Raw genomic sequence first — 19,546 nt, 5'->3', positions numbered from 1 at the left:
TCCAAACGCCGATGCCCACGCTGGACCGTCGTCTCCTGATTGCTGTCGCCGCCACGGCAATGCTCGCTTCCGGCCTGGCGTCGGCCGCTCCCGCCAAAACCGCCGCCGACAAGGCCTACGCCTCGGTCGACCCGTTCATTGGTACTGGAGGTGAAGGCCACACCTACCCGGGTGCCACAGTGCCGTTCGGCATGGTCCAGCTCAGCCCGGACACACGCATCCAACCACGCGAAAAGGCCTATGGCTGGGCAGCCGGCTATCGCTACGACGACAGCAGCATCGTCGGCTTCTCGCACACGCATTTTTCCGGCACCGGTCATTCGGACCTCGGCGACATCCTGCTGATGCCGTTCACCGGCAATCCCGGCCTGGAGCGCGGTGATCCGGAAAAGCCACGCAGCGGCTACGCCTCGCGTTTCCGCCACGACGACGAGAAGGCCGAGCCGGGCTACTACGCAGTCACCCTGGATGACTACAAGGTGCGCGCGGAGCTGACCACCAGTGCGCGCGTGGGCGTGCACCGCTATGCCTTCCCCAAGGGCACCGATGCCAAGGTGCTGCTGGACATGCGCACCAGCATGTACGACTACCCGGGCAAGGTGCTGTGGTCGCGGGTGCGGGTGCGCGCCGATGGCACGGTGACCGGATTCCGCGAAACCCGTGGCTGGGCGCCAGGCCGCCAGCTGTATTTCGCGATGCGCTTCTCGCGGCCGCTTTCCGGGCATGAGCTGCACAACACCGAGCAGGACATTGTCTACAAGGGCTTCCCGCCGCCGGGCGAGAAGGATCCGGCGCAGCGCGCACAGATCGAGGGGCGCCAGCTGGTCGGCACCTTCGCCTTCGGCAAACTGGATGCACCGCTGGTGGTCAAGGTGGCGATCTCGCCGGTCAGTGAAGCCGGTGCCATCGCAAACCTCGACGCGGAAGTGGCCGGCTTCGATTTCGACCGCGTTCGCGCGCAGGCAAAGCAGGAATGGACGCAGGCGCTGTCGGTGCTCGATATCGACGCCCCCGAACATGCCCGGCGCAGCGCCTACACCGCGCTGTACCATACGATGCTGGGGCCAACGCTGTTCATGGATGCCGATGGCCAGTACCGCGGCTCGGACAATGCCGTGCACCAGGCCAAGGGCTACACCAACTACTCCACGTTCTCGCTGTGGGATACCTACCGCGCGCTGCATCCGTTGCTGACGCTGGTGCAGCCGGAGAAGCGCAACAGCGATTTCGTCAATTCGATGCTGGCCCACCATGAGCACAGCCCGTACGGCATGCTGCCGGTGTGGTCGTTCCACGGCCTGGAAGACTGGTGCATGATCGGCTATCACGCGGTGCCGGTGATCGCCGACGCCTACGTGAAGGGCATCCGCGGCTTCGACGCCGACAAGGCGCTGAAGGCGATGGTCGAGACCGCCAACTACGGCCCGTACGATGGCATCTCGCAGTATCGCGAGCTGGGCTATGTGCCGATCGACGAGGAAGGCGAAGCGGCCAGCAAGACACTGGAGTACGCCTTCGACGACTGGACCATCGCGCGCATGGCACAGGCGATGGGCAAGACCGATGTTGCGGCCACCTTCGACAAGCGCGCCGGCAACTGGCGCAACGCCTTCGACAAAGACACTGGCTTCATGCGCGCACGCAAGCGCGATGGCAGCTTCCGCACGCCATTCGACCCCAGCGCCAGTGGATACGGCACCGACTACACCGAGGGCAATGCCTGGCAGTACTCCTGGTACGTGCCGCAGGATGTGGCCGGTCTGGCGGCAGCGCACGGTGGCAGTGACAAACTGCTCGCGCGCCTGGACGAGGTGTTCAACGCCAAGGTCGACCCGTCCATCTTCGAGCACATGGAAGACATCACCGGGCTGATCGGCTGGTATGCGCACGGCAACGAGCCCAGCCAACACGTCGCCTATCTGTATGCGTATGCCGGTCAGCCGTGGCGCACGCAGGCGCGCCTGAAGCAGATCATGGATACCCAGTACGCCGACCGCCCCGATGGCCTGGCCGGCAATGATGACGTCGGCCAGATGTCGGCGTGGTACGTGTTCACCGCCTTGGGCTTCTACCCGGTGGCGCCGGGCTCGGGGGAGTACATCCTCGGCCGTCCGTTCCTGTCGAAGACCGCGATGCGCCTGCCGAACGGCAAGACGTTCACCATCGTGGCCGATGGGCTGGATGACAGGCACACCTATGTGGGCAATGTGAGCCTCAACGGCAAGCCATTGCAGCGCACCTTCCTGCGCCACGACGAGATCCTGGCAGGTGGCGAACTACGCTTCAGCATGCAGGCCGAGCCGAACAGGGACTGGCCGGGGCAGGGCGCGCAGGCGCCGTATTCGATGAGCCGATGATGATGGGTAGGCGCCAACCAAGGTTGGCATCTACCGGAATCCGCCGGCTGGGGTGCTTTTGGTAGGTGCCAACCTTGGTTGGCATGCAGAACATCAACGGCGCCAACCAAGGTTGGCGTCTACCGGAATCCGCCGGCTGGGTGCTTTTGGTAGGTGCCAACCTTGGTTGGCACGCGGGAGGACAACGGCGCCCACCAAGGTGGGCGTCTACCGGAATCCACCGGCTGGGGTGCTTTTGGCAGGTGCCAACCTTGGTTGGCATGCGGGAGGTCAACAGCGCCCACCAAGGTGGGCATCTACCGGGATCCGCCGGCTGGGGTGCTTTGGGTAGGTGCCAACCTTGGTTGGCATGCGGGACGTCAACAGCGCCCACCAAGGCGGGCGACTACCGGATGGCGTGACCGGGTAGGCGCCAACCTTGGTTGGCACGCAGGACGTCAGCGGGATCGAAACCGCATCCCCACCCGCGCGCCACCGATCGGGGCAGTATCGATCACCAGCGCCGCATCATGCCGCTGCGCGATCTCGGCCACGATCGCCAATCCCAGTCCGCAGCCGTCGCCTTCTGTGCTGGCCCGGTAGAAGCGTTCCGTGACGCGCGTGCGCTCGGCTTCGGCAATGCCGGAGCCGTCATCGTCCACCCACACCTGCACGCCCTCGGCATCCTGCTGTAGTCCCAGGGTGATCACGCCTGGCACGGCACCGTAGCGCAGCGCGTTGTCCAGTAGGTTGCCCAACGCCTCGCGCAGCAGCTGCGGATCGCCCTGTACCTGCACGCCGTCGTCGGGCCCGTCATAACCCAGGTCCACGCCTGCAGCCAATGCGCGGTCCGCATAGCGCTCCACCACGCTACGCGCCAACGCGGCCAGGTCCACTGGCTGCAGCGGCAGTGCGCTGCCATGTGGATCTTCGGAGCGGCTCAACATCAGCAGTTGGTTGACCAGATGCTGCAAGCGGGCCAACCCGGCCAGCGTGCCGGACAGCGCCAGCTGCTGGGCCTGCGGATCATGCTGGCGCAATGAGCTCTCCAGCTCCACCTGCATGGCCGCCAACGGTGTGCGCAGTTGATGTGCGGCGTTGCTGACGAAGCGCCGCTGCGCATCCTGCATCGCGTCCAGGCGCTGCAGCAGGGCGTTGTACGCCTCAACCGCCGGCCACAGTTCGCGCGGTGCCTCCTGCGCCGGATCCAGCGGTGCCAATGGATCCGGCCGCGGGCTGGCCAGCTTCCGCGCGACCAGGTTGGCGTGGCCTGCAGCGGCGCCGGTACCGGACCATGCCAGCCACGCCGCCAGTGCCAGGATCGCGGCCTGGAACGGAACGCTGGTCAGCAGCAGCTTGCGTTCCAGCCGGTGGCGCTTGCGCAGTGTCTCGGCCACGCGCAGCCGGATGTCATGGCCCGGGCCGGCGCTGACCACCACTTCGACCATGCGCACCGGTTGACCACGCAGGCGCGCATCGTAGTAGACCGCATCGTCATTCGCGGCGGCGCTCGCCGGACGCGGCAATGCCTCGGGCAGGTCGCCATACAGGCGCCCGCCATCCGCATCGACCACCTCGCCATGCACTTCGTCGGCGGTGTCCCAGGTGAACATGCGTGATACCGCCGGGGTGATCTCGATGGATGCGCGGCCGTCCTGCACCGTCACCAGCTCGGACAACGACATCGCCGAATCCAGCAGCCAGCGGTCGTAGACCTGGCCGGCATAGAAGCGCGCCAACGCGAATGAACCCACCGCACTGCACAGCAGCAGCACCAGCAGCGGCAGCCACAGGCGCCGCAGCAGCAGGCCACGCAGGCTGTGCACGCGCTCAGTCACCCACCGCCTCCAACCGGTAGCCAAGGCCACGCAGCATGCGGATGCCGACGCCGGCACGCGCCTGTTCCAGCTTGCGGCGCAGGCGGCTGACATGCACCTCGATCACCGACAGGTTGGCCTCGTGGTCCCAGCTGTACAACGCATCGAACAACCGCTGCTTGGTGACGGTGCGGCCCGGATGCTGCATCAACGCTTCGACCAGAGACAGCTCGCGTGCGGTCAGCTCGATGCGCTGGCCTTCCACCTGCACTTCATTGCGGATGCTGTCGAAGCACAGCCGGCCGAGTCGCTTCTGTGCCGGCGCATCGCTGCGGCGGCGTGACAGCGCACGCAGGCGGGCTTCCAGCTCACCCAGTGCGAATGGCTTGGCCAGGTAATCATCGCCACCGCGGTCGAGACCGAGGATGCGGTCCTCCACGCCATCGCGCGCAGTGAGGATCAGCACCGGCAGGGTAGCGCCGTCGTTGCGCAGTCGCGAGAGCAGGTCGAGGCCATCCACGTCCGGCAACGAAAGGTCGAGCACCATGACGTCATATGGGGTACTGGCCAGCGCGGCCGGCGCGTGCAGCCCGCGCGAGAGGTGGTCGCACAGATGACCGGCGCCCTGCAGGGCACGGATCAGTCCATCGGCCAGTGCGGCGTCGTCTTCGATCAGCAGGATTCGCATTGCAAGCTTCGTGCAAGGTTGGGGCAAGTTTGGCGCAAGTCCGTCACCTTACCGTGACGTGCATGAATTTCTCCCCTCGTCTTGCGGCCTTGCTTGCCGCCCTATTGTGCGCGCCTGCGGCTTCGGCGCTGTCCCTTGCAGAGGCGCAGCGTGCAATGGAAGCGCACAACCCGGACCTGCGCGCCGCGGCACTGGAGCTGCGCGGGGTGCAGGGTGACGCGCAGACGGCGGCGCTGCGCCCGGCCACCGAGCTGTCGATCGGCACCAGCAAGATCAGCCCCAAGCACGGCATCGGTCCTGGACGTTGGCAGGACAAGCGGGTGGACAGCACCGTGGGCCTGGGCTGGACCTGGGAACGCGGTGGCAAGCGTGCATTGCGCGTTCGCCAGGCGGAAGCGCTGCTGGCGGTGGCCGGACTGGAGATGCTCGATACCCGGCGCCGCCAGCAGGTGGCGCTGCATGAAGCCTATTTCGGCCTGAAGGGCGCGCAGGAGCGGGCGCAGATTGCCGACGCCAACCGGCAGAGTTCGGCCGAGCAGATGGCGGCGGCCGACAAGCAGGTCGCGACAGGGGCGATGGCACCGGTGGATCGCGCGCGGCTGGCGGTGGACGACCTGGCTGTGGCGGACGCGGCGCGCGAGGCAGCACTGGATCTGCGTGACGCGCGGAATGTGCTGGGGATGCTGCTCGGACGTGACGACAGCCATGACCTCAGCGCCGATGATCCGTGGCCAGACCCCGCAGCCAGGGCCGATGAGCGCGCGTTCGATCCGCAGCAGCGCGCGGATCTGCGCGCTGCACGCTCGCGCCTGGCAGCCTCCGATGCCGGCGTGGCACTGGCGCGCAGCGAGCGCCACCGAGACATCCAGCTGGGCGTAGAGGCCGAGCGTGAGCCGACCGACATCAGCGGCGTCACCTGGGGTGTGTCGTTGACCATCCCGCTGGGTGGGCCGTCGCGGGCGCGCGGCGCGATCCAGCGTGCCGAGGCCGACCGTGACAGCGCCGCGCTGGAGCTGCAGGTGCTGCAGCGCGAAGCACGCGCCGAGCTGGACCAGCTGCAGGCCAGCGCGCAGTCCGCCGCACAGCGCCGCAGCGACTATGAGGGACTGCAGTCCGACGCCGCACGCAAGGCGGTGCAGGGCATCGAACTGGCGTACCGGCGCGGTGCCGCCAATCTGACCGATCTGCTGGATGCGCGCCGCAGCTGGCGCGACTTCGAGGCCGCACTGATCGAGGCGCGCACCGACCATGCCATTGCACTGGCGCGCTGGGAAGCCGCCACATCCGTTGCCGAAGGAGAATCCCGATGAAGTCCACCGTCGCCTATCGCCCGCAGGCGCGATACGCCGTGCTGCCCGTCTTGCTGGCGCTGATCCTGCTGGGCGGCTGTGGTCGAGAGCCAGCTTCCTATCTTGAGGACGCACCTCGGGTCAGCGCCGGCCAGATTCAGTTTCCTTCCGACAGCCGCCAGCTGGACGTGCTGCGCAGCGAGACAGTGAGTGCCGGCGCCAGCGCCAGCCTACAGCTGCCGGGCCGGGTGGTCTGGGATGAGACGCGCTCCAGCGCACTTCACACGCCGCTGTCGGGGCAGGTAGCGCGCATCGAGGCACAGCCGGGGCAGAAGGTGAAAGCCGGCCAGGTCATCGCCTGGATCACCTCGCCCGAGTTCGGCCAGGCTCAGGCTGAAGGTGCCCGTGGTCGCGCCGAGCTGCAGCAGGCACGCAAGGAACTGGACCGTACCCGCGAACTGCATGCGGCGGGAGTGGCGTCGGGTCGTGAACTGGACGAGGCCGAGGCAAACTTCGCTGGCAGTCAGGCTGATCATGCACGCGCGGCCGCCTTCGCCAAGGCCTATGGCAACGGCCAGCGCGTCGACCAGCGCCTGCCGCTGCGCGCTCCCATCGATGGCGTGCTGGTGGAGCGGCGAATGAGCCCGGGCATGTCGGTCAGCCCGGACAGTGAACAGCCGTTGGCAGTGATCGGCGATCCGGACCGCCTGTGGCTGTTGCTGGACATCCCCGAAAGCCTCGCCGGACGCTTGAAGGCGGGCATGCAGGTGAGCGTGCCCGGCGCCGATGGGCAACCACTGCAGGCGACCCTCCAGCACGTGGATGACTTCGTCGATAGCGAACGCCGCGTGGTGCAGGCGCGTGCCGAGCTGGACAATCGCGCACGCGGCTTCAAGGCCGGGCAGTACGTGCGTGCCCAGGTGGCGTTGCCGGCCGAGGGCGGTGTCTCGTTGCCCGATGCGGCGGTGCTGCTGATCGACGGCAAGCAGGTGGTGTTCGTGGAAGAGGGCAAGGGCCGCTACTTGCGCCACGCCGTGCACGCCGAGGAGCTGGGTGACGGCCGACTGTGGGTGCGTGACGGTCTGGCGGCTGGCAGCAGGGTGGTGGTCGAAGGCGGCCTGCTGCTGCAGCAGCTGGTCGACAGCGCGCCAGCGGCCGCCAGCACCGGCGCGGGGCATGCCGCCCCATGATCGATCGCCTGATTGCCTATTGCCTGCGCCAGCCGCTGATGGTGATGCTGGCACTGCTGTTGTTCATCGGCGCCGGCATTGCCGCGTTCCGCGTGCTGCCGGTGGAGGCGTTCCCGGACGTCTCCGACACCCAGGTAACGGTGGTGTCGCTGCACCCGGGCCGCGCCGCCGAAGAGGTGGAGCGCGAAGTGACGATGCCACTGGAAGTGGCGCTGTCCGGCATCCCGCATTCGGTGCGGGTGTTCTCGCATACCCAGTTCGGCCTGTCGATGATCATCCTGACCTTCGACGACAAGGCCGACGACTATTTCGCGCGCCAGCAGGTGCTGGAGCGCTTGCAGGGTGTGGAGCTGCCAGAAGGGGTGACCCCGGAGCTGGAGGCGATGAGCTCTGCGGTGGGCGAGATCTACCGCTACGTGCTCAAGGGCCCGCACATGACACCGACCCAGCTGCGCACCGTGCAGGAGTGGACGATGGAGCGCAGCCTGCGCACCGTGCCGGGCGTGGCCGATGTGATCAGCTTCGGCGGGTTCGCGCGCACCTTCCAGGTCAAACCGGACCTGGACAAGCTGCGTGATCGCGGCATCAGCCTCGGTGAATTCGCCGAGGCGCTGGAGAAGGGCAGCTCCAATGCCGGCGGCGGCTACGTGGAGCGTGGCCAGCAGCAGTTCCTGATCCGCGGCGTGGGCCTGATGCGTTCGCCGGGTGACATCGGCAACGCGGTGGTGGCGCAGCGCGGTGGCACGCCGATCCTGGTGCGCGACCTGGCCGGCATCGCCGATACCGGCCTGCCACGGCAGGGCCTGGTCGGCCAGGACGACAATGACGATGCGGTGTTCGGCATGGTGCTCATGCGCAAGGGCGAGAATCCGTCCGACGTGCTCGACGCCCTGCATGCGCGCATCGCCGAGATCGAAGCGAACCAGCTGCCGGCCGGGGTCAGCATCGAGCCGTTCTACGACCGTTCGTGGCTGGTCACGACCACGCTGAAGACGGTCTTCCGCAACCTGCTGGAAGGTGCGGTGCTGGTGTTCCTGGTGCTGTGGCTGTTCCTGTACAACGCCCGCGCCGCGCTGATCGTGGCGGCGATGATGCCGCTGGCGCTGCTGTCGACCTTCCTTGGCCTGCACCTGTGGGGCGTGCCGGCCAACCTGCTGTCCTTGGGTGCGATGGACTTCGGCATCATCATCGATGGCGCGGTGATCGTCACCGAGCACATCGTCTCGCGATTGTCGAAGCTGCCACCTACGGCCGACCGGAAGACGCGGTTCTCGACCATTCTTTCAGCCGCATCGGAAGTGGGCCGGCCGACATTCTTCTCGATGCTGATCATCATCGCCGCGCACATTCCGATCTTCACCCTGCAGCGGCAGGAAGGCCGCATGTTCGCACCGATGGCGTACTCGGTGACCTCGGCCCTGATCGGTGCGTTGATCCTGGCGCTGACCGTGGTGCCGCTGTTCTGCTACTGGTGGCTGCGACGGGACCGCATGCGAGATGGCAATCCGCTGATGGACCGCCTGACCGGCTGGTACCGGCCGATCCTGGAGCGTGCCTTGGCCAGACCGCGTGCGGTGGTGCTGACCGCGGTCGCATTGCTGGTGGGTACGTTGGCACTGGGTACCCGCCTGGGCTCGGAGTTCCTGCCCGAGCTGGACGAGGGCTCGATCTGGCTGACCGCCACGCTTGACCCCAGCACCAGCCTGGCCGAAGCACAGCAGCAGTCGCGGCGCATCCGCGAGCTGGTTGGAACCTTCCCGCAGGTATCGACGGTGGTGGCCAAGCTGGGGCGGCCGGAAGACGGCTCCGATGCCAAGGGCGCCAACCAGATCGAGGCGCTGGTGGCGTTGAAGCCGGAGAAGGAATGGCCGAAGGGGGTGGACAAGCGGCAGCTGGTCAGTGACCTGCAGCGCACGCTGGAGCAGCGCATTCCGGGGCCGGAGTTCTCGATCTCGCAGCCGGTGCGCGACAACATCCTGGAAAGCATCTCGCAGATCAAGGGCCAGGTGGTGATCAAGGTCAGCGGTTCGGATCTGGACGTGCTCAACCAGCACGCCCAGGCCATCCTGGGCCAGGTGCGCGGGGTGGAGGGCGTGGAGAGCGCCTTCATCGACCGCGATGGCTCGTTGCCGCAGCTGCAGATCGAGATCGACCGCGACCGTGCAGCACGCTATGGCCTGAACGTGCGCGACATCGACGAAGTGATCGAGACCGCGCTGGGCGGGCGCCAGGTAGGCGAGCTATGGGAGGGCGATCGCAAGTTCCCGATCTCGCTGCGCCTGGACGATGCCGACCGCGACCTGCAACGGCTGCGCACGGTGCCAGTGGGTATCGGCGATGGCCACACGGTGACATTGTCCGACGTGGCCGACTTCCGCATGGCCAGCGGCGCGATCAACATCTCGCGCGAGAACGCACAGCGGGTAAAGGCAGTGAGCATCTTCATCGCCGGGCGTGACATGGGCAGCGTGGTGGCCGACATGCGCAAGCGCGTGGATGCCAGTGTGCAGCTGCCGGAAGGCTACCGGTTGGAATGGTCCGGCGAGTTCGAGAACCAGCAGCGTGCGATGAAGCGGCTGGGCTGGGTGATTCCGCTGTCGGTGCTGCTCATCTTCGTGCTGCTGTTCGACGCCTTCAAGGACATCAGCAGCGCAGCACTGATCCTGGCCAACGTGCCACTGGCGATGATCGGCGGCATCCTGGCTCTGTGGCTGACCGGCATTCCACTGTCGGTGTCGGCGGCGATCGGCTTCATTGCATTGTTCGGGCAGGCAGTGCTGAACGGGGTGGTGATGCTCAGTCGCTTCGCCCAGCTGCGCGAGCAGGGCATGGACCTGCTGCAGTCGGTGGTGCAGGGCTCGCTGCAGCGCCTGCGCACGGTGCTGATGACCGCATTGCTGGCGATGTTCGGCCTGCTGCCGATGGCGACCTCGCATGCGATCGGTGCAGAGACCCAGAAGCCGCTGGCAGTGGTGGTGATCGGTGGCCTGCTGTCGGCGATGCTGCTGACCCTGCTGGTGCTGCCGACGCTGTACTACTGGGTGCACCGGCGCCGCGAGGCCCGCGCCGGATGACGACGTGTAGAGCCGAGCCATGCTCGGCTGCGACCCGGCCGCCAGGCATGGCCCGGTAGGTGCCCACCTTGGTGGGCACGCGGCGACGCGCCCACCAAGGTGGGCGACTACCTACACCATCCCGCCATTGGCGCGCAGCACCTGGCCGTTGATCCACCCGCCATCGGCACCGGCCAGGAAGGCCACCGCACCGGCGATGTCCTCCGGCGTACCCAACCGTTCCAGGGGATTCATCTTCGCCAACCGCTCGATCAGTTCCGGTGACTTGCCCTCCAGGAACAGGTCGGTGGCGGTCGGGCCGGGGGCCACCGTGTTCACCGTGATGCTGCGCCCACGCAGCTCCTTGCTGAGGATCGCTGCCATCGTTTCCACCGCCGCCTTGCTGGCCGCGTACACGCTGTAGTTCTCCAGCCTGATGCCGACCACGCTGGTGGACAGGCTGATCAGGCGGCCGCCGTCGCGCACCCGTCGTGCACTTTCGCGCAGCACGTTGAACGCGCCCTTGAGGTTGATGCCGATCACCCGCTCGAACAACGCGTCATCGCTGTCGGCCAGCGGCGCCAGCTGCAGCACGCCGGCGCTGTTCACCACCACGTCGATACCGCCGAAGCGGGCCTCGATGGCGTCGAACAGCTGGCGCACCGCCTGCGGGTCCGCCACATCGGCCTGCAGCGCGATGGCCTGCGCGCCAGTGGCCGTGAGTTCGGCGGCCAGTGCCTCGGCATCGTCGCGGCGGCCGGCGTAGTTGATCGCCACGGCATGGCCGTCGGCGGCCAGGCGGCGCGAAATGGCCGCGCCGATGCCACGGGAACCGCCGGTGACCAGGGCGACGCGGCGGGCGGAGGAGGTGGGCATGGTTGGTTCCAGCAGGGCGCGCCGGACTGGCGCAGTGCCATCTTCGCCATCTCATCAGTTCGGATAATCATGCATAATCCGCCAACATAATCCGGATTGCCGAACAATGGACCGATTCACGGCCATGCGTGCCTTCGTCCGTATCGTCGAGCGCCGCAGCTTCACCCGGGCCTCCGAGGACCTGGGCCTGCCGCGGGCCACGGTGACCGATGCGATCAAGGCACTGGAGAATCGGCTGGGCGTGCGCCTGCTGCACCGGACCACCCGGCTGGTGGTGCCCACCCTGGAGGGCGAGGCCTTCTATGGCCGTTGCCTGCGCCTGATCGCCGACATGGACGACGCCGAAGCCGCGTTCCGTGACGTGCCGCCGCGCGGCCCGCTGCGGATTGAAGTGCATGGCACGCTGGGCCGGCACCTGCTGTTTCCGCATCTGCCGGACTTCCTGCAGCATTACCCCGAGATCGAACTGGAGGTCAGCGAAGGCGACCGCTATGTCGACCTGCTGCGCGAAGGCGTGGATGCGGCGTTGCGGGTGGGGACCCTGGCCGACAGCGATCTGGCGGCGCGCTGGTTGACGATGTTGCGGGAAGTTACGGTGGCCGCACCGGGCTATGTGCAGGCGCACGGTGTGCCCGAGACCATCGAATCACTGGAGCAAGGCCACCAGATGGTCGGCTATCGCTCCAGCGCCACCGGCCAGCTGATTCCGCTTGAGTTCCAGCAGGGTGGGCAGGTGCGCTATGTGCCGCTGCCCGCGCGGATGAGGGTTTCCGGCGCGGACGCATTCCTTGGTGCCGCCTTGGCGGGTCTCGGCATCATCCAGGCACCGCGCTACCGGATGGCCCCCTACATCGCGAGCGGGCAGCTGGTCGAGCTGTTGCCGGACGCGCCGCCGACACCGAGTCCACTGAGCCTGGTCTACCCCCGCAACCGCACACCGTCGCCGCGGCTGCGGGTGTTCATCGACTGGGTGGCCGGGGTGTTCGACCAGATGAGGTAGTGCCGGCCGCTGGCCGGCAACTGCAACACGCGTGATGTGCCAAGGTTGCCGGCCAGCGGCCGGCACTACCGGGCTGATGCGCTTGGCAGCACCAGCTCGAACACGGTGCCGGTTTCATCGGAGGTCACGCTTACCGTTCCGCCATGCGCCTGTGCAATCGCACGGGTGATCGCCAGACCCAGTCCGGCACCTTCGTGGCGGCCACGCTCGCCGCGATAGAAGCGATCGAACAGGCGCGGCAGTGCTGCTTCGGCAATCGGCGGGCCGAGATTGTGCACGCTGACCCTGCACACGCCATCGCCCTCGACCAGCTGCACCCGCACCTCGCTGCCCACGGCTGCGTGCTTCAACGCATTCGACAGCAGATTGGCGATCGCCCGGTGCAGCATCAGACGGTTGCCTTCCACGCTCGCCACGCCGTCGCGGCGCAGGGTCAATTGCCGGTCCTCGGCCAGCAGGTCATAGAACTCCAGCAGCGAATCCACCACCGCATCCAGCGCCACCGGCTCACGCGAAGGCAGTGCGCCCGGCGCTTCGGCCTGCGCCAGGTACAGCAGGTCGCCTACGGTCTGCGCCAGCTGCTGCAGCTCCTCGGCACACGAGGCCAGCGTCTCGCGGTAGGCCTCGTTGCTGCGCGGGTGGGCCAGCACCACCTGTACCTGGGTCAGCATGTTGGTGATCGGCGTGCGCAGCTCATGGGCCAGATCACCAGAGAACTCGGTCAGACGCGCGAAGTCCTGCTGCAGGCGCGCCAGCATGCCGTTGAGCGTCTGTGCCAGCTGTTCCAGTTCGGCCGGCGCCGTGCGTGCGCTCAGACGCCGCTGCAATCGACCGGCGGTGATCTGCCGGGCTTCATCGGCCAACGTGCGCAGCGGTCGCAGCGTGCGTCGCACTACGTAGCCGCCGAGCAGGCTGCTGGCAACGGCGGCGCCGATGATGGCGATCGCCAGAAGATGGCGGAAGCGCTGCAGGAAATCGGCATGGCGGTCGTCATCGATGGCCAGCAGGGTGACCAGCTGGCTGCCGTCGGCCAGGGTCTGCCGCAGGTGCAGGGCATGCATGCAGCGACCATCGTCGAGAATCCAGTCGTGCCGCCGTGGCGTGGCGTCGATGGGCTGGCTGCGTGCGTGCTCGCGCAGCAGTGCAGGTGCGGTCGAGAACAGCACGGCTCCGTGGCCATCGACAATGTGGAAGGCGATATCGGGATGATGGCTGAGCGCCTCTGCCAAGCGCGGGCCGCGTGCGGCGGCGGGCCCATTGCCAGCAAGATCGCGGATCAACGCAACCTTGTTCTCCAACTCGGTGAAATCCTGTGCGACCAGATCGTGACGGGCACTGACGTAGATCGCCACGCCCAGTGCCGCCAGCACCAGCGTGGCCACGGTGGCGAACAGCAGGGTCAGCCGCACCGCGATGGAACGGCGCAGGCTCATCCGTTGCTCACAGCGCCGTCGTCTGGTGCTTCGAGCACGTAGCCCATGCCGCGCACGGTAATGATCAGCTTGGCGTCGAAATCATCGTCGATCTTCGCGCGCAGGCGGCGGATCGCCACATCAATGACATTGGTGTCGCTGTCGAAGTTCATGTCCCACACCTGCGAGGCGATCAGCGAGCGCGGCAGCACTTCGCCACGGCGGCGTGCCAGCAGCTCCAGCAGGGTGTACTCCTTCTGGCTGAGCGCGATGCGCTGGCCGCCACGCTCCACCCGGCGGCGCTGGGTATCCACCACCAGGTCGGCGATGACGATGCGTTCGGCCTGCGGCAGCGCCTGGCCACGGCGCAGCAGCGTGCGCACGCGTGCCAGCAGCTCGGCGAAGGCGAACGGCTTGCCCAGGTAATCATCGGCCCCAAGCTCCAGGCCCTGCACGCGGTCGGCGATGCTGCTGCGCGCGGTCAGGAACAGTACCGGCACCTGCCAGCCGGCCTCGCGCAGCCGCGACAGCACACTCCAGCCATCCAGACCGGGCAGCATCACATCGAGAATGACCAGCTGGTACTCGCCGCTACCGGCCAGGTGCAGCCCGTCGACGCCGTTGCAGGCGAGATCGACCACGTAGCCGGCCTCGATCAGGCCCTGGCGCAGGTAGTTGCCGGTCTTGGGTTCGTCTTCGACGATCAGCAGTTTCATGGTGCGCCCATCATCGCAGCTTGGGCGTGGGCTGGCTGCGCAGTCTCATGCCAGCGGATCCAGCGTGCCGAGAATCGCGACACAGGCCAGCACCAGCAGCGCCAGTACCGATTCGCAGGCCAGGCTGTGGCGCAGTGAACGCAGCGGCCTGGGCTGCCAGCCACCCCGGATGGAGACCGCCAGCGCCGGCACCAGCCGCCAGCGATGCAGCGCGGCCAGGCCCAGCATGCCACCCACCAGTGCCAGCTTGAGCAGCAGCCAGCGTCCATGCGCGGCGCCGGTCAGGGTCTGTATGGAACCGCCGAGATCGACATAGGTATAGGTGCCGGTCATCGCCAGCAGGGCGACGATGATCGTGCCGGGCAGGGCGAAGCCGTGCGCGGCCTGCCATAGTTCGTGGGTGCGCTCGCGCAGGCTCGGCCCTTGCCGCCGCAGTGCCAACTGCACGATGGCGGCGATCGCACCGATCCAGGCACCGGCCGCCAGCAGGTGCACGATGCCGGCAGCAAGACGCAGCCGGCCAGTGACCCCATCGCCAGCAGCGGCGTGGCCGTTCCAGGCGAGGCTGGCCAGGGTCACCGCCGAGAGTGCCAGCAGTGCGGGGCGGCGCAGGCCCTGTGCCGGGCGATTGACTGCCAGCAGCGGCAGCATTGCCAGCAGGGCCAGGATGCGCAGCAGTCCCGCCTCGCCCACCGGCGTACCGGTAAGAAACCAGCGCGCTGTCTCGCCATCGATGTCGACCGGTGATATGCCAAGCACGCCGGACAAACGGGTGACCGCATCGATGCCGACCAGCACCAGTGCCACCAGAACGAGGGCCAGCGAGACGCTGCGCGGCAGTCCGGGGCGGACGAACAGCATCCGCCCGAACAGCAGCATCAGGGCCAGATACAGCGCCAGCCGCAGCGCATACGGCGAAAGCTCGGCCACAGCAGCGGCCTTACTTCACGGTGAAGCGGTAGGTGCCGGTGATCGGATGGCTGTCCTGGCCGACCGCGCGCCACTGCAGCGCGTAACTGCCGGCGGGCAGCGGCTTGGCAAAGCGCGCGCGCAGGATGTGGCCGTCCTCGGAGATCTCCTGCGCCGTGGTTGGCATCGCCATCTTCATGCGGCCGTGGTCCATGCTCAGTTCGATGCGGGTGGCACGCGGCATCACCTTCTCACTGAACTGCAGCTCGATCTGGCTGGCCGGGGCCACGGTGGCATCGGCCGCTGGCGTCGAACCCACCAGGCTGGGATGGGCCAGCGCCAGCGGCGCGGCCGAAAGGCCGGACAGCAGCAGGGCGAGCGGGGCGACGCGGAACAGGGAGCGGGTCATATGCGGATCACCGATGAGGAAGTGGCCTGCAGGGTGACGTCCACCGCCTTTCGAGGCCCTGACCTGGACATTACCAGTTTGTAATGTTGGCGGCCGGCCAGCGGAGGGCACTACCGGGCCCTTGACTGCGCGATCCATGCTGACGGCGAACAACCGACCACACGCCGGAACGCCGCGCTGAACTTGCTGGGATTGGCATATCCGCTGGCCAGGGCAACGTCGGTGACACGCCGGCCCTGCGCGAGTTCGGCGCGCGCCCGCTGCATGCGGTGCTGGGTCAGGAAGGCAAAGGGCGGCAGGCCAGTGGCCGCACGCAGCGCGCGGCCGAACGTCGCGGCCTCCATCTGCACTGCAGCGGCCAGCTGTGGAACGGTCAGCGCCTGGCCGTGTTGCGCATCGATGTAGGCCTCCAGTTGCCGCAACCGTCGTGCCGACAGTGGGGACACCGTGCCACGCGCCTGGCGCGGCTGACCGGCAAGCTGACCCAGGCGGTGCAGCAGCACCTGCGCGCCATGCTCGAGGAAGCCGGGCAGGCAAACATCAGCCTGCGCGCTGCACCACAGCGCCTGCAGCACCGAAGTAATCACCGGGTCGTGGTGCAGCCGCGCCGCCAGCGGCTGCAGCTGTTGCAACTGCTGCGGATCCTGCGGATGCAGGTGGGTATCGATGGCGATGCCGAGCAGATCGACCGCGGGGCTGGCATAGGTGCCGGTGTCTTCCGGCAGCACCAGATTGAACTGGCCGGGCCGCCACGGAGCCTGCAGAAGACCGCTGAGGGTGTGCTGCTGCAGCCGACCGCCGCCGCCCACGGCCAGGCCCAGGCGCAGTTGCTGCGGATGTCCCATCTCACCTTCGCTGGCATCGAAGCGATGGCGCAGCAGCACCACCGCACCATCGTGGCTGGCGTAGGCCGCAGGGGCCTGCGACCGGGTTTCCTGCAGCAGCTGGTCGGCGAGGGCGGGCATCACGGATCCGGGAATGGAGCGGCGCTGCCGGAAATGGAGTGGCGGCAGGACGCGAATGTTACAGGATAACACTCTTGTCCCGCGCTGCCGCCGCCCGCGCGTCCGCCACTCCATCCGTCGAGGTTCCCGCTTTGAAGTCGTCCACGCCTGCTGCCGCGCTCATCGCAGCATCCCTGCTCGTTCCTGCCTTGCCCGCCCTTGCCCAGCAGGCCGACCCGGCCACGCTCGACGGTGTCCGCGTCACCGGTTCCAAGCGCGATACCCCTTACCTGAAGAGCGATCTGTCGGTGACGGTGCTCGACAGGCAGGCGCTGAAAGAAGCGGGCGTCACCGAGTTCCGTGACCTCGACAAGCTCGCGCCGAACGTCAAGTTCAATGCGATGGGCCAGCTCAGCAACATGTTCATCTCGATCCGCGGCATCGAGTCCAATCCATTCCTGGTCAATCGTGCCTCGGTCTACATCGATGGCATTCCGTTCCGCGAGCTGAGCAATGCCGTGCTCAACCAGGTCGAGTCGGTGGAGGTGCTGCGCGGCCCGCAGGGCACGCTGTACGGCGCCAACAGCGAATCCGGCCTGGTACTGGTGCGCACACGCGGCCCGGCTGATGCACGCGAGGGCGAGATCAATGTGCGCAGCACCTGGTTCGGCAACGGCAATGGCACCTCTCTCGACGGCTTCCTGGCAGGGCCGCTGAACAAGCCGGACAGCCTGTCCGGCTCGGTGGCGTTCACGGGCTCCGACGAGGATGCATACCTGAAGAACCTCACGCCTTCCGGTGCACGCGGCAAGGTCGGCGAAGGCTACCTGCAGGGCAAGCTGCGCTGGCGGCCGAGCGACTACGTTTCGGTGAACGCGCTGGCCTACCACCTGCGCACCCGCGCGCCGGGCATGTTCGAGTATGAATACCTGCCGCTGGATACCGGCCTCTACAACCGCACCTACGGCACCTCGCTCAATGGCGGGCGCCGTGCCGGTGACTTCACCTACATCAACGATGCGCCCAAGCGCACCGAAAAGGACGAAACGGTGGGCGGCCTCAGTGCGCAATGGCAGCTGCAGGCCGGCACGCTGGACGTGGCCGCTTCCTGGCGGGACGAGGAGGTGACCTCGGCCGGCTACGACTTCGACATGACCAACAGCCCGGCATTGGCCGGTCGCATCTACGACAGGAAGAAGGAATGGACGGCCGAGGCGCGCTTCAGCTCGCCCAGCGACCAGGCGCTGACCTGGATGGCCGGTGTGTCGACCTACCGCAACAGCAAGGATTCGATCCTGGGCACTTTTGTCGGACCGGCGCTGCATGGGCTGGACAGCTACAACCTGGCGCCGCGGCAGACCTCCAAGGGCGAGGACTACAGCGTCTTCGCCACCGCCAGCTACACCTTCCCGGCGGTGCCGAAGCTGACCGCCAGCGCCGGCCTGCGCCATGAGCAGGCACGGCGCTCCACCGAACAGCGTGCCGGTGCGCTGGACCTGGGCGCCGGTGGCCGCGTGCTGTACCGCGATGCAGCGCTGGCGCATACCTTCTCGGCCACGCTGCCGCGGCTGTCACTGCGCTACGACGCCACTGACGACCTGTCCTTCTACGCGGCCTCGGCCAAGGGCTACATTCCGGGTGGCTTCAATCTGGCTGCGGCGCAAAGCGATGTGGTCAACGACAAGGTGCTGCGCTACGAGTCCGAACGCATGTGGAGCCATGAGCTGGGCTTCAAAATGAACCTGGCCGGCGGTCGTGGCCACATCGGCGGCGCGCTGTTCCACATCACCTCGGACAACTGGCAGGAGATCCAGGTGGCCACCGATGCCAACGGCCGCCCGATCTCGTCGGACTACGTAGGTTCGGATGCCTCGATCCGTTCGCGTGGTGCCGAGCTGGAGGGCGTGTTCGAAGTGCTGCCGGGCTTCACCCTGATGGCGAATGTGGGCTACGTCGATGCGAAGTACACCAAGCTGTGGGTCAGCGTGGACCAGAACCTGGATGGCAAGCGGGTCAAGCTGACCCCTCACTACACTGGCTATCTGGCGGCGCGCTATCAGTTCGACTCCGGCATCCATGCACGGCTGGAATCGCAGTTCACCGGCTCCAGTGCACTGGATGAACGCAACCGCGCGTTCCAGCCCGCAGTGGCCGTGCTCGGTGCGCAGCTGGGCTACGAGACCGGGCCGTGGAGCGCGCGGGTGTTCGTGCAGAACCTGACCAACAAGCGCCGCATCAATGGCCTGATCTTCGACAACCTGGCCTTCGGCCGCGACGGCAACTACTACGGCCCGGTCGACAGCCCGCGGATCTTCGGCGCGGAAGTGGGGTACCGCTTCTGAGGAATCCACGGTAGATCCACGCCAAGCGTGGGTGGCGGCACCCCGCCGGGCATGGCCCGGCGCTACCGGTGCTGGTGCAATGCCCGCCGGTTGCCGATGTGCGCGCATGCCAGCAACACGCCGCCGCAGGCGGTGGCCACGCCATGCCACAGCAGCGATTCCTTCAGCGGCAGGTACAGCGACGCCGACACCAGCAGGATCGCGCCAACCACGGCCAGCCGCATCGGCAGCCAGCGCCCATGCCGGTACAGCCCGGCCGTGGTACTGGCCAGCGCCAGAGTCGAGGCCATCAATGCAAACAACCATTCCCAGCGCGACATCATCAACAGCAGCGTCATCACACCGTGGCCGGGGTGCTGGAACGAGCGCAGCGCCATCATTGCCGCCGGCACGAAGGCCAGCAGCAGGGGCAGGGCGATGCAATGGGCGGCGCAGGCCAGCGACAGCCAGGCGCCGGCCAGATCGAAACGGGGATGCCAGCGTGCCGAAGTTGGCGGCTGGGCCAGAGCCCTTGCGGGGGTCGGGGGGATGTGGTCCATTATGTTACATAGTAACAATTGGAGTC

The 19,546-nt window shown here is 67.3% G+C and carries 15 protein-coding genes; 6 read left to right on the top strand and 9 right to left on the bottom strand.

Annotated features, from left to right (window positions below; translation table 11 throughout):
• Positions 1-11 precede the first annotated feature (11 nt).
• Positions 12-2,357 carry a GH92 family glycosyl hydrolase gene (locus tag ACZK3J_RS12785; RefSeq protein WP_478475898.1) on the top strand — a complete coding sequence of 782 codons (2,346 nt, stop codon included), beginning with the start codon at positions 12-14 and terminating at the stop codon, positions 2,355-2,357.
• A gap of 437 nt (positions 2,358-2,794) precedes the next feature.
• Here the strand turns inward: ACZK3J_RS12785 and ACZK3J_RS12780 are convergent, their stop codons facing one another.
• Positions 2,795-4,174 (bottom strand): sensor histidine kinase, encoded by a 1,380-nt coding sequence (locus ACZK3J_RS12780; protein ID WP_134951793.1) that lies wholly within the window; start codon positions 4,172-4,174, stop codon positions 2,795-2,797.
• A complete protein-coding gene (locus tag ACZK3J_RS12775) occupies positions 4,167-4,841 on the bottom strand; it encodes a response regulator (protein ID WP_110712493.1) in 675 nt (224 codons plus the stop codon). The genes ACZK3J_RS12780 and ACZK3J_RS12775 overlap by 8 nt, the downstream gene beginning before the upstream one ends.
• A gap of 62 nt (positions 4,842-4,903) precedes the next feature.
• On the opposite strand from ACZK3J_RS12775, the gene ACZK3J_RS12770 reads away from it, so the two are divergent.
• Genes ACZK3J_RS12770 through ACZK3J_RS12760 form a run of 3 tightly spaced genes read left to right on the top strand, consistent with a single transcriptional unit; the run spans position 4,904 to position 10,394 of the window.
• Complete coding sequence (locus ACZK3J_RS12770) at positions 4,904-6,151, top strand: TolC family protein (protein ID WP_277778321.1); 1,248 nt, start codon at positions 4,904-4,906, stop codon at positions 6,149-6,151.
• On the top strand, positions 6,148-7,320 hold the full coding sequence (locus ACZK3J_RS12765; RefSeq protein ID WP_049462663.1) for an efflux RND transporter periplasmic adaptor subunit: 1,173 nt from the start codon (positions 6,148-6,150) through the stop codon (positions 7,318-7,320). The genes ACZK3J_RS12770 and ACZK3J_RS12765 overlap by 4 nt, the downstream gene beginning before the upstream one ends.
• Positions 7,317-10,394, top strand: coding sequence for an efflux RND transporter permease subunit (locus ACZK3J_RS12760; RefSeq protein WP_134951795.1), 3,078 nt, complete (start codon positions 7,317-7,319; stop codon positions 10,392-10,394). Before ACZK3J_RS12765 ends, ACZK3J_RS12760 begins: the two co-directional genes overlap by 4 nt.
• A 111-nt stretch (positions 10,395-10,505) precedes the next feature.
• Here ACZK3J_RS12760 and ACZK3J_RS12755 read toward each other — a convergent pair whose 3' ends face one another.
• A complete protein-coding gene (locus ACZK3J_RS12755; RefSeq protein WP_478475897.1) occupies positions 10,506-11,249 on the bottom strand; it encodes an SDR family oxidoreductase in 744 nt (247 codons plus the stop codon).
• 106 nt (positions 11,250-11,355) lie between these two features.
• Between ACZK3J_RS12755 and ACZK3J_RS12750 the strand changes: the two genes are divergently transcribed.
• On the top strand, positions 11,356-12,249 hold the full coding sequence (locus ACZK3J_RS12750; protein WP_478475896.1) for a LysR family transcriptional regulator: 894 nt from the start codon (positions 11,356-11,358) through the stop codon (positions 12,247-12,249).
• Between the two features lie 65 nt (positions 12,250-12,314).
• Here ACZK3J_RS12750 and ACZK3J_RS12745 read toward each other — a convergent pair whose 3' ends face one another.
• The 5 genes from ACZK3J_RS12745 to ACZK3J_RS12725 form a co-directional block, all read right to left on the bottom strand.
• Positions 12,315-13,682: a heavy metal sensor histidine kinase gene (locus tag ACZK3J_RS12745; RefSeq protein ID WP_478475895.1), complete on the bottom strand. Its 1,368-nt coding sequence runs from the start codon at positions 13,680-13,682 to the stop codon at positions 12,315-12,317.
• Positions 13,679-14,377: a heavy metal response regulator transcription factor gene (locus tag ACZK3J_RS12740; protein ID WP_049462658.1), complete on the bottom strand. Its 699-nt coding sequence runs from the start codon at positions 14,375-14,377 to the stop codon at positions 13,679-13,681. The genes ACZK3J_RS12745 and ACZK3J_RS12740 overlap by 4 nt, the downstream gene beginning before the upstream one ends.
• A gap of 45 nt (positions 14,378-14,422) precedes the next feature.
• Positions 14,423-15,307, bottom strand: a complete 885-nt coding sequence (gene copD / locus ACZK3J_RS12735; RefSeq protein ID WP_478475894.1) for a copper homeostasis membrane protein CopD — start codon at positions 15,305-15,307, stop codon at positions 14,423-14,425.
• 10 nt (positions 15,308-15,317) lie between these two features.
• Positions 15,318-15,695 (bottom strand): copper homeostasis periplasmic binding protein CopC, encoded by a 378-nt coding sequence (copC, locus tag ACZK3J_RS12730; RefSeq protein ID WP_478475893.1) that lies wholly within the window; start codon positions 15,693-15,695, stop codon positions 15,318-15,320.
• A gap of 110 nt (positions 15,696-15,805) precedes the next feature.
• Complete coding sequence (locus ACZK3J_RS12725; protein ID WP_478475892.1) at positions 15,806-16,660, bottom strand: helix-turn-helix transcriptional regulator; 855 nt, start codon at positions 16,658-16,660, stop codon at positions 15,806-15,808.
• A 188-nt stretch (positions 16,661-16,848) separates the two neighbouring features.
• Between ACZK3J_RS12725 and ACZK3J_RS12720 the strand changes: the two genes are divergently transcribed.
• Positions 16,849-18,981, top strand: coding sequence for a TonB-dependent receptor (locus tag ACZK3J_RS12720; RefSeq protein ID WP_478475891.1), 2,133 nt, complete (start codon positions 16,849-16,851; stop codon positions 18,979-18,981).
• 62 nt (positions 18,982-19,043) lie between these two features.
• On the opposite strand, the gene ACZK3J_RS12715 is transcribed toward ACZK3J_RS12720, so the two are convergent.
• Positions 19,044-19,520, bottom strand: a complete 477-nt coding sequence (locus ACZK3J_RS12715; protein WP_182266165.1) for a MerC domain-containing protein — start codon at positions 19,518-19,520, stop codon at positions 19,044-19,046.
• Positions 19,521-19,546: the final 26 nt, after the last annotated feature.

The sequence above is a fragment of the Stenotrophomonas sp. 86428_Sma genome (assembly GCF_056481585.1).
Note: the sequence above shows the minus strand (reverse complement) of the source record. Positions and strands in the feature narration are given on the sequence as shown.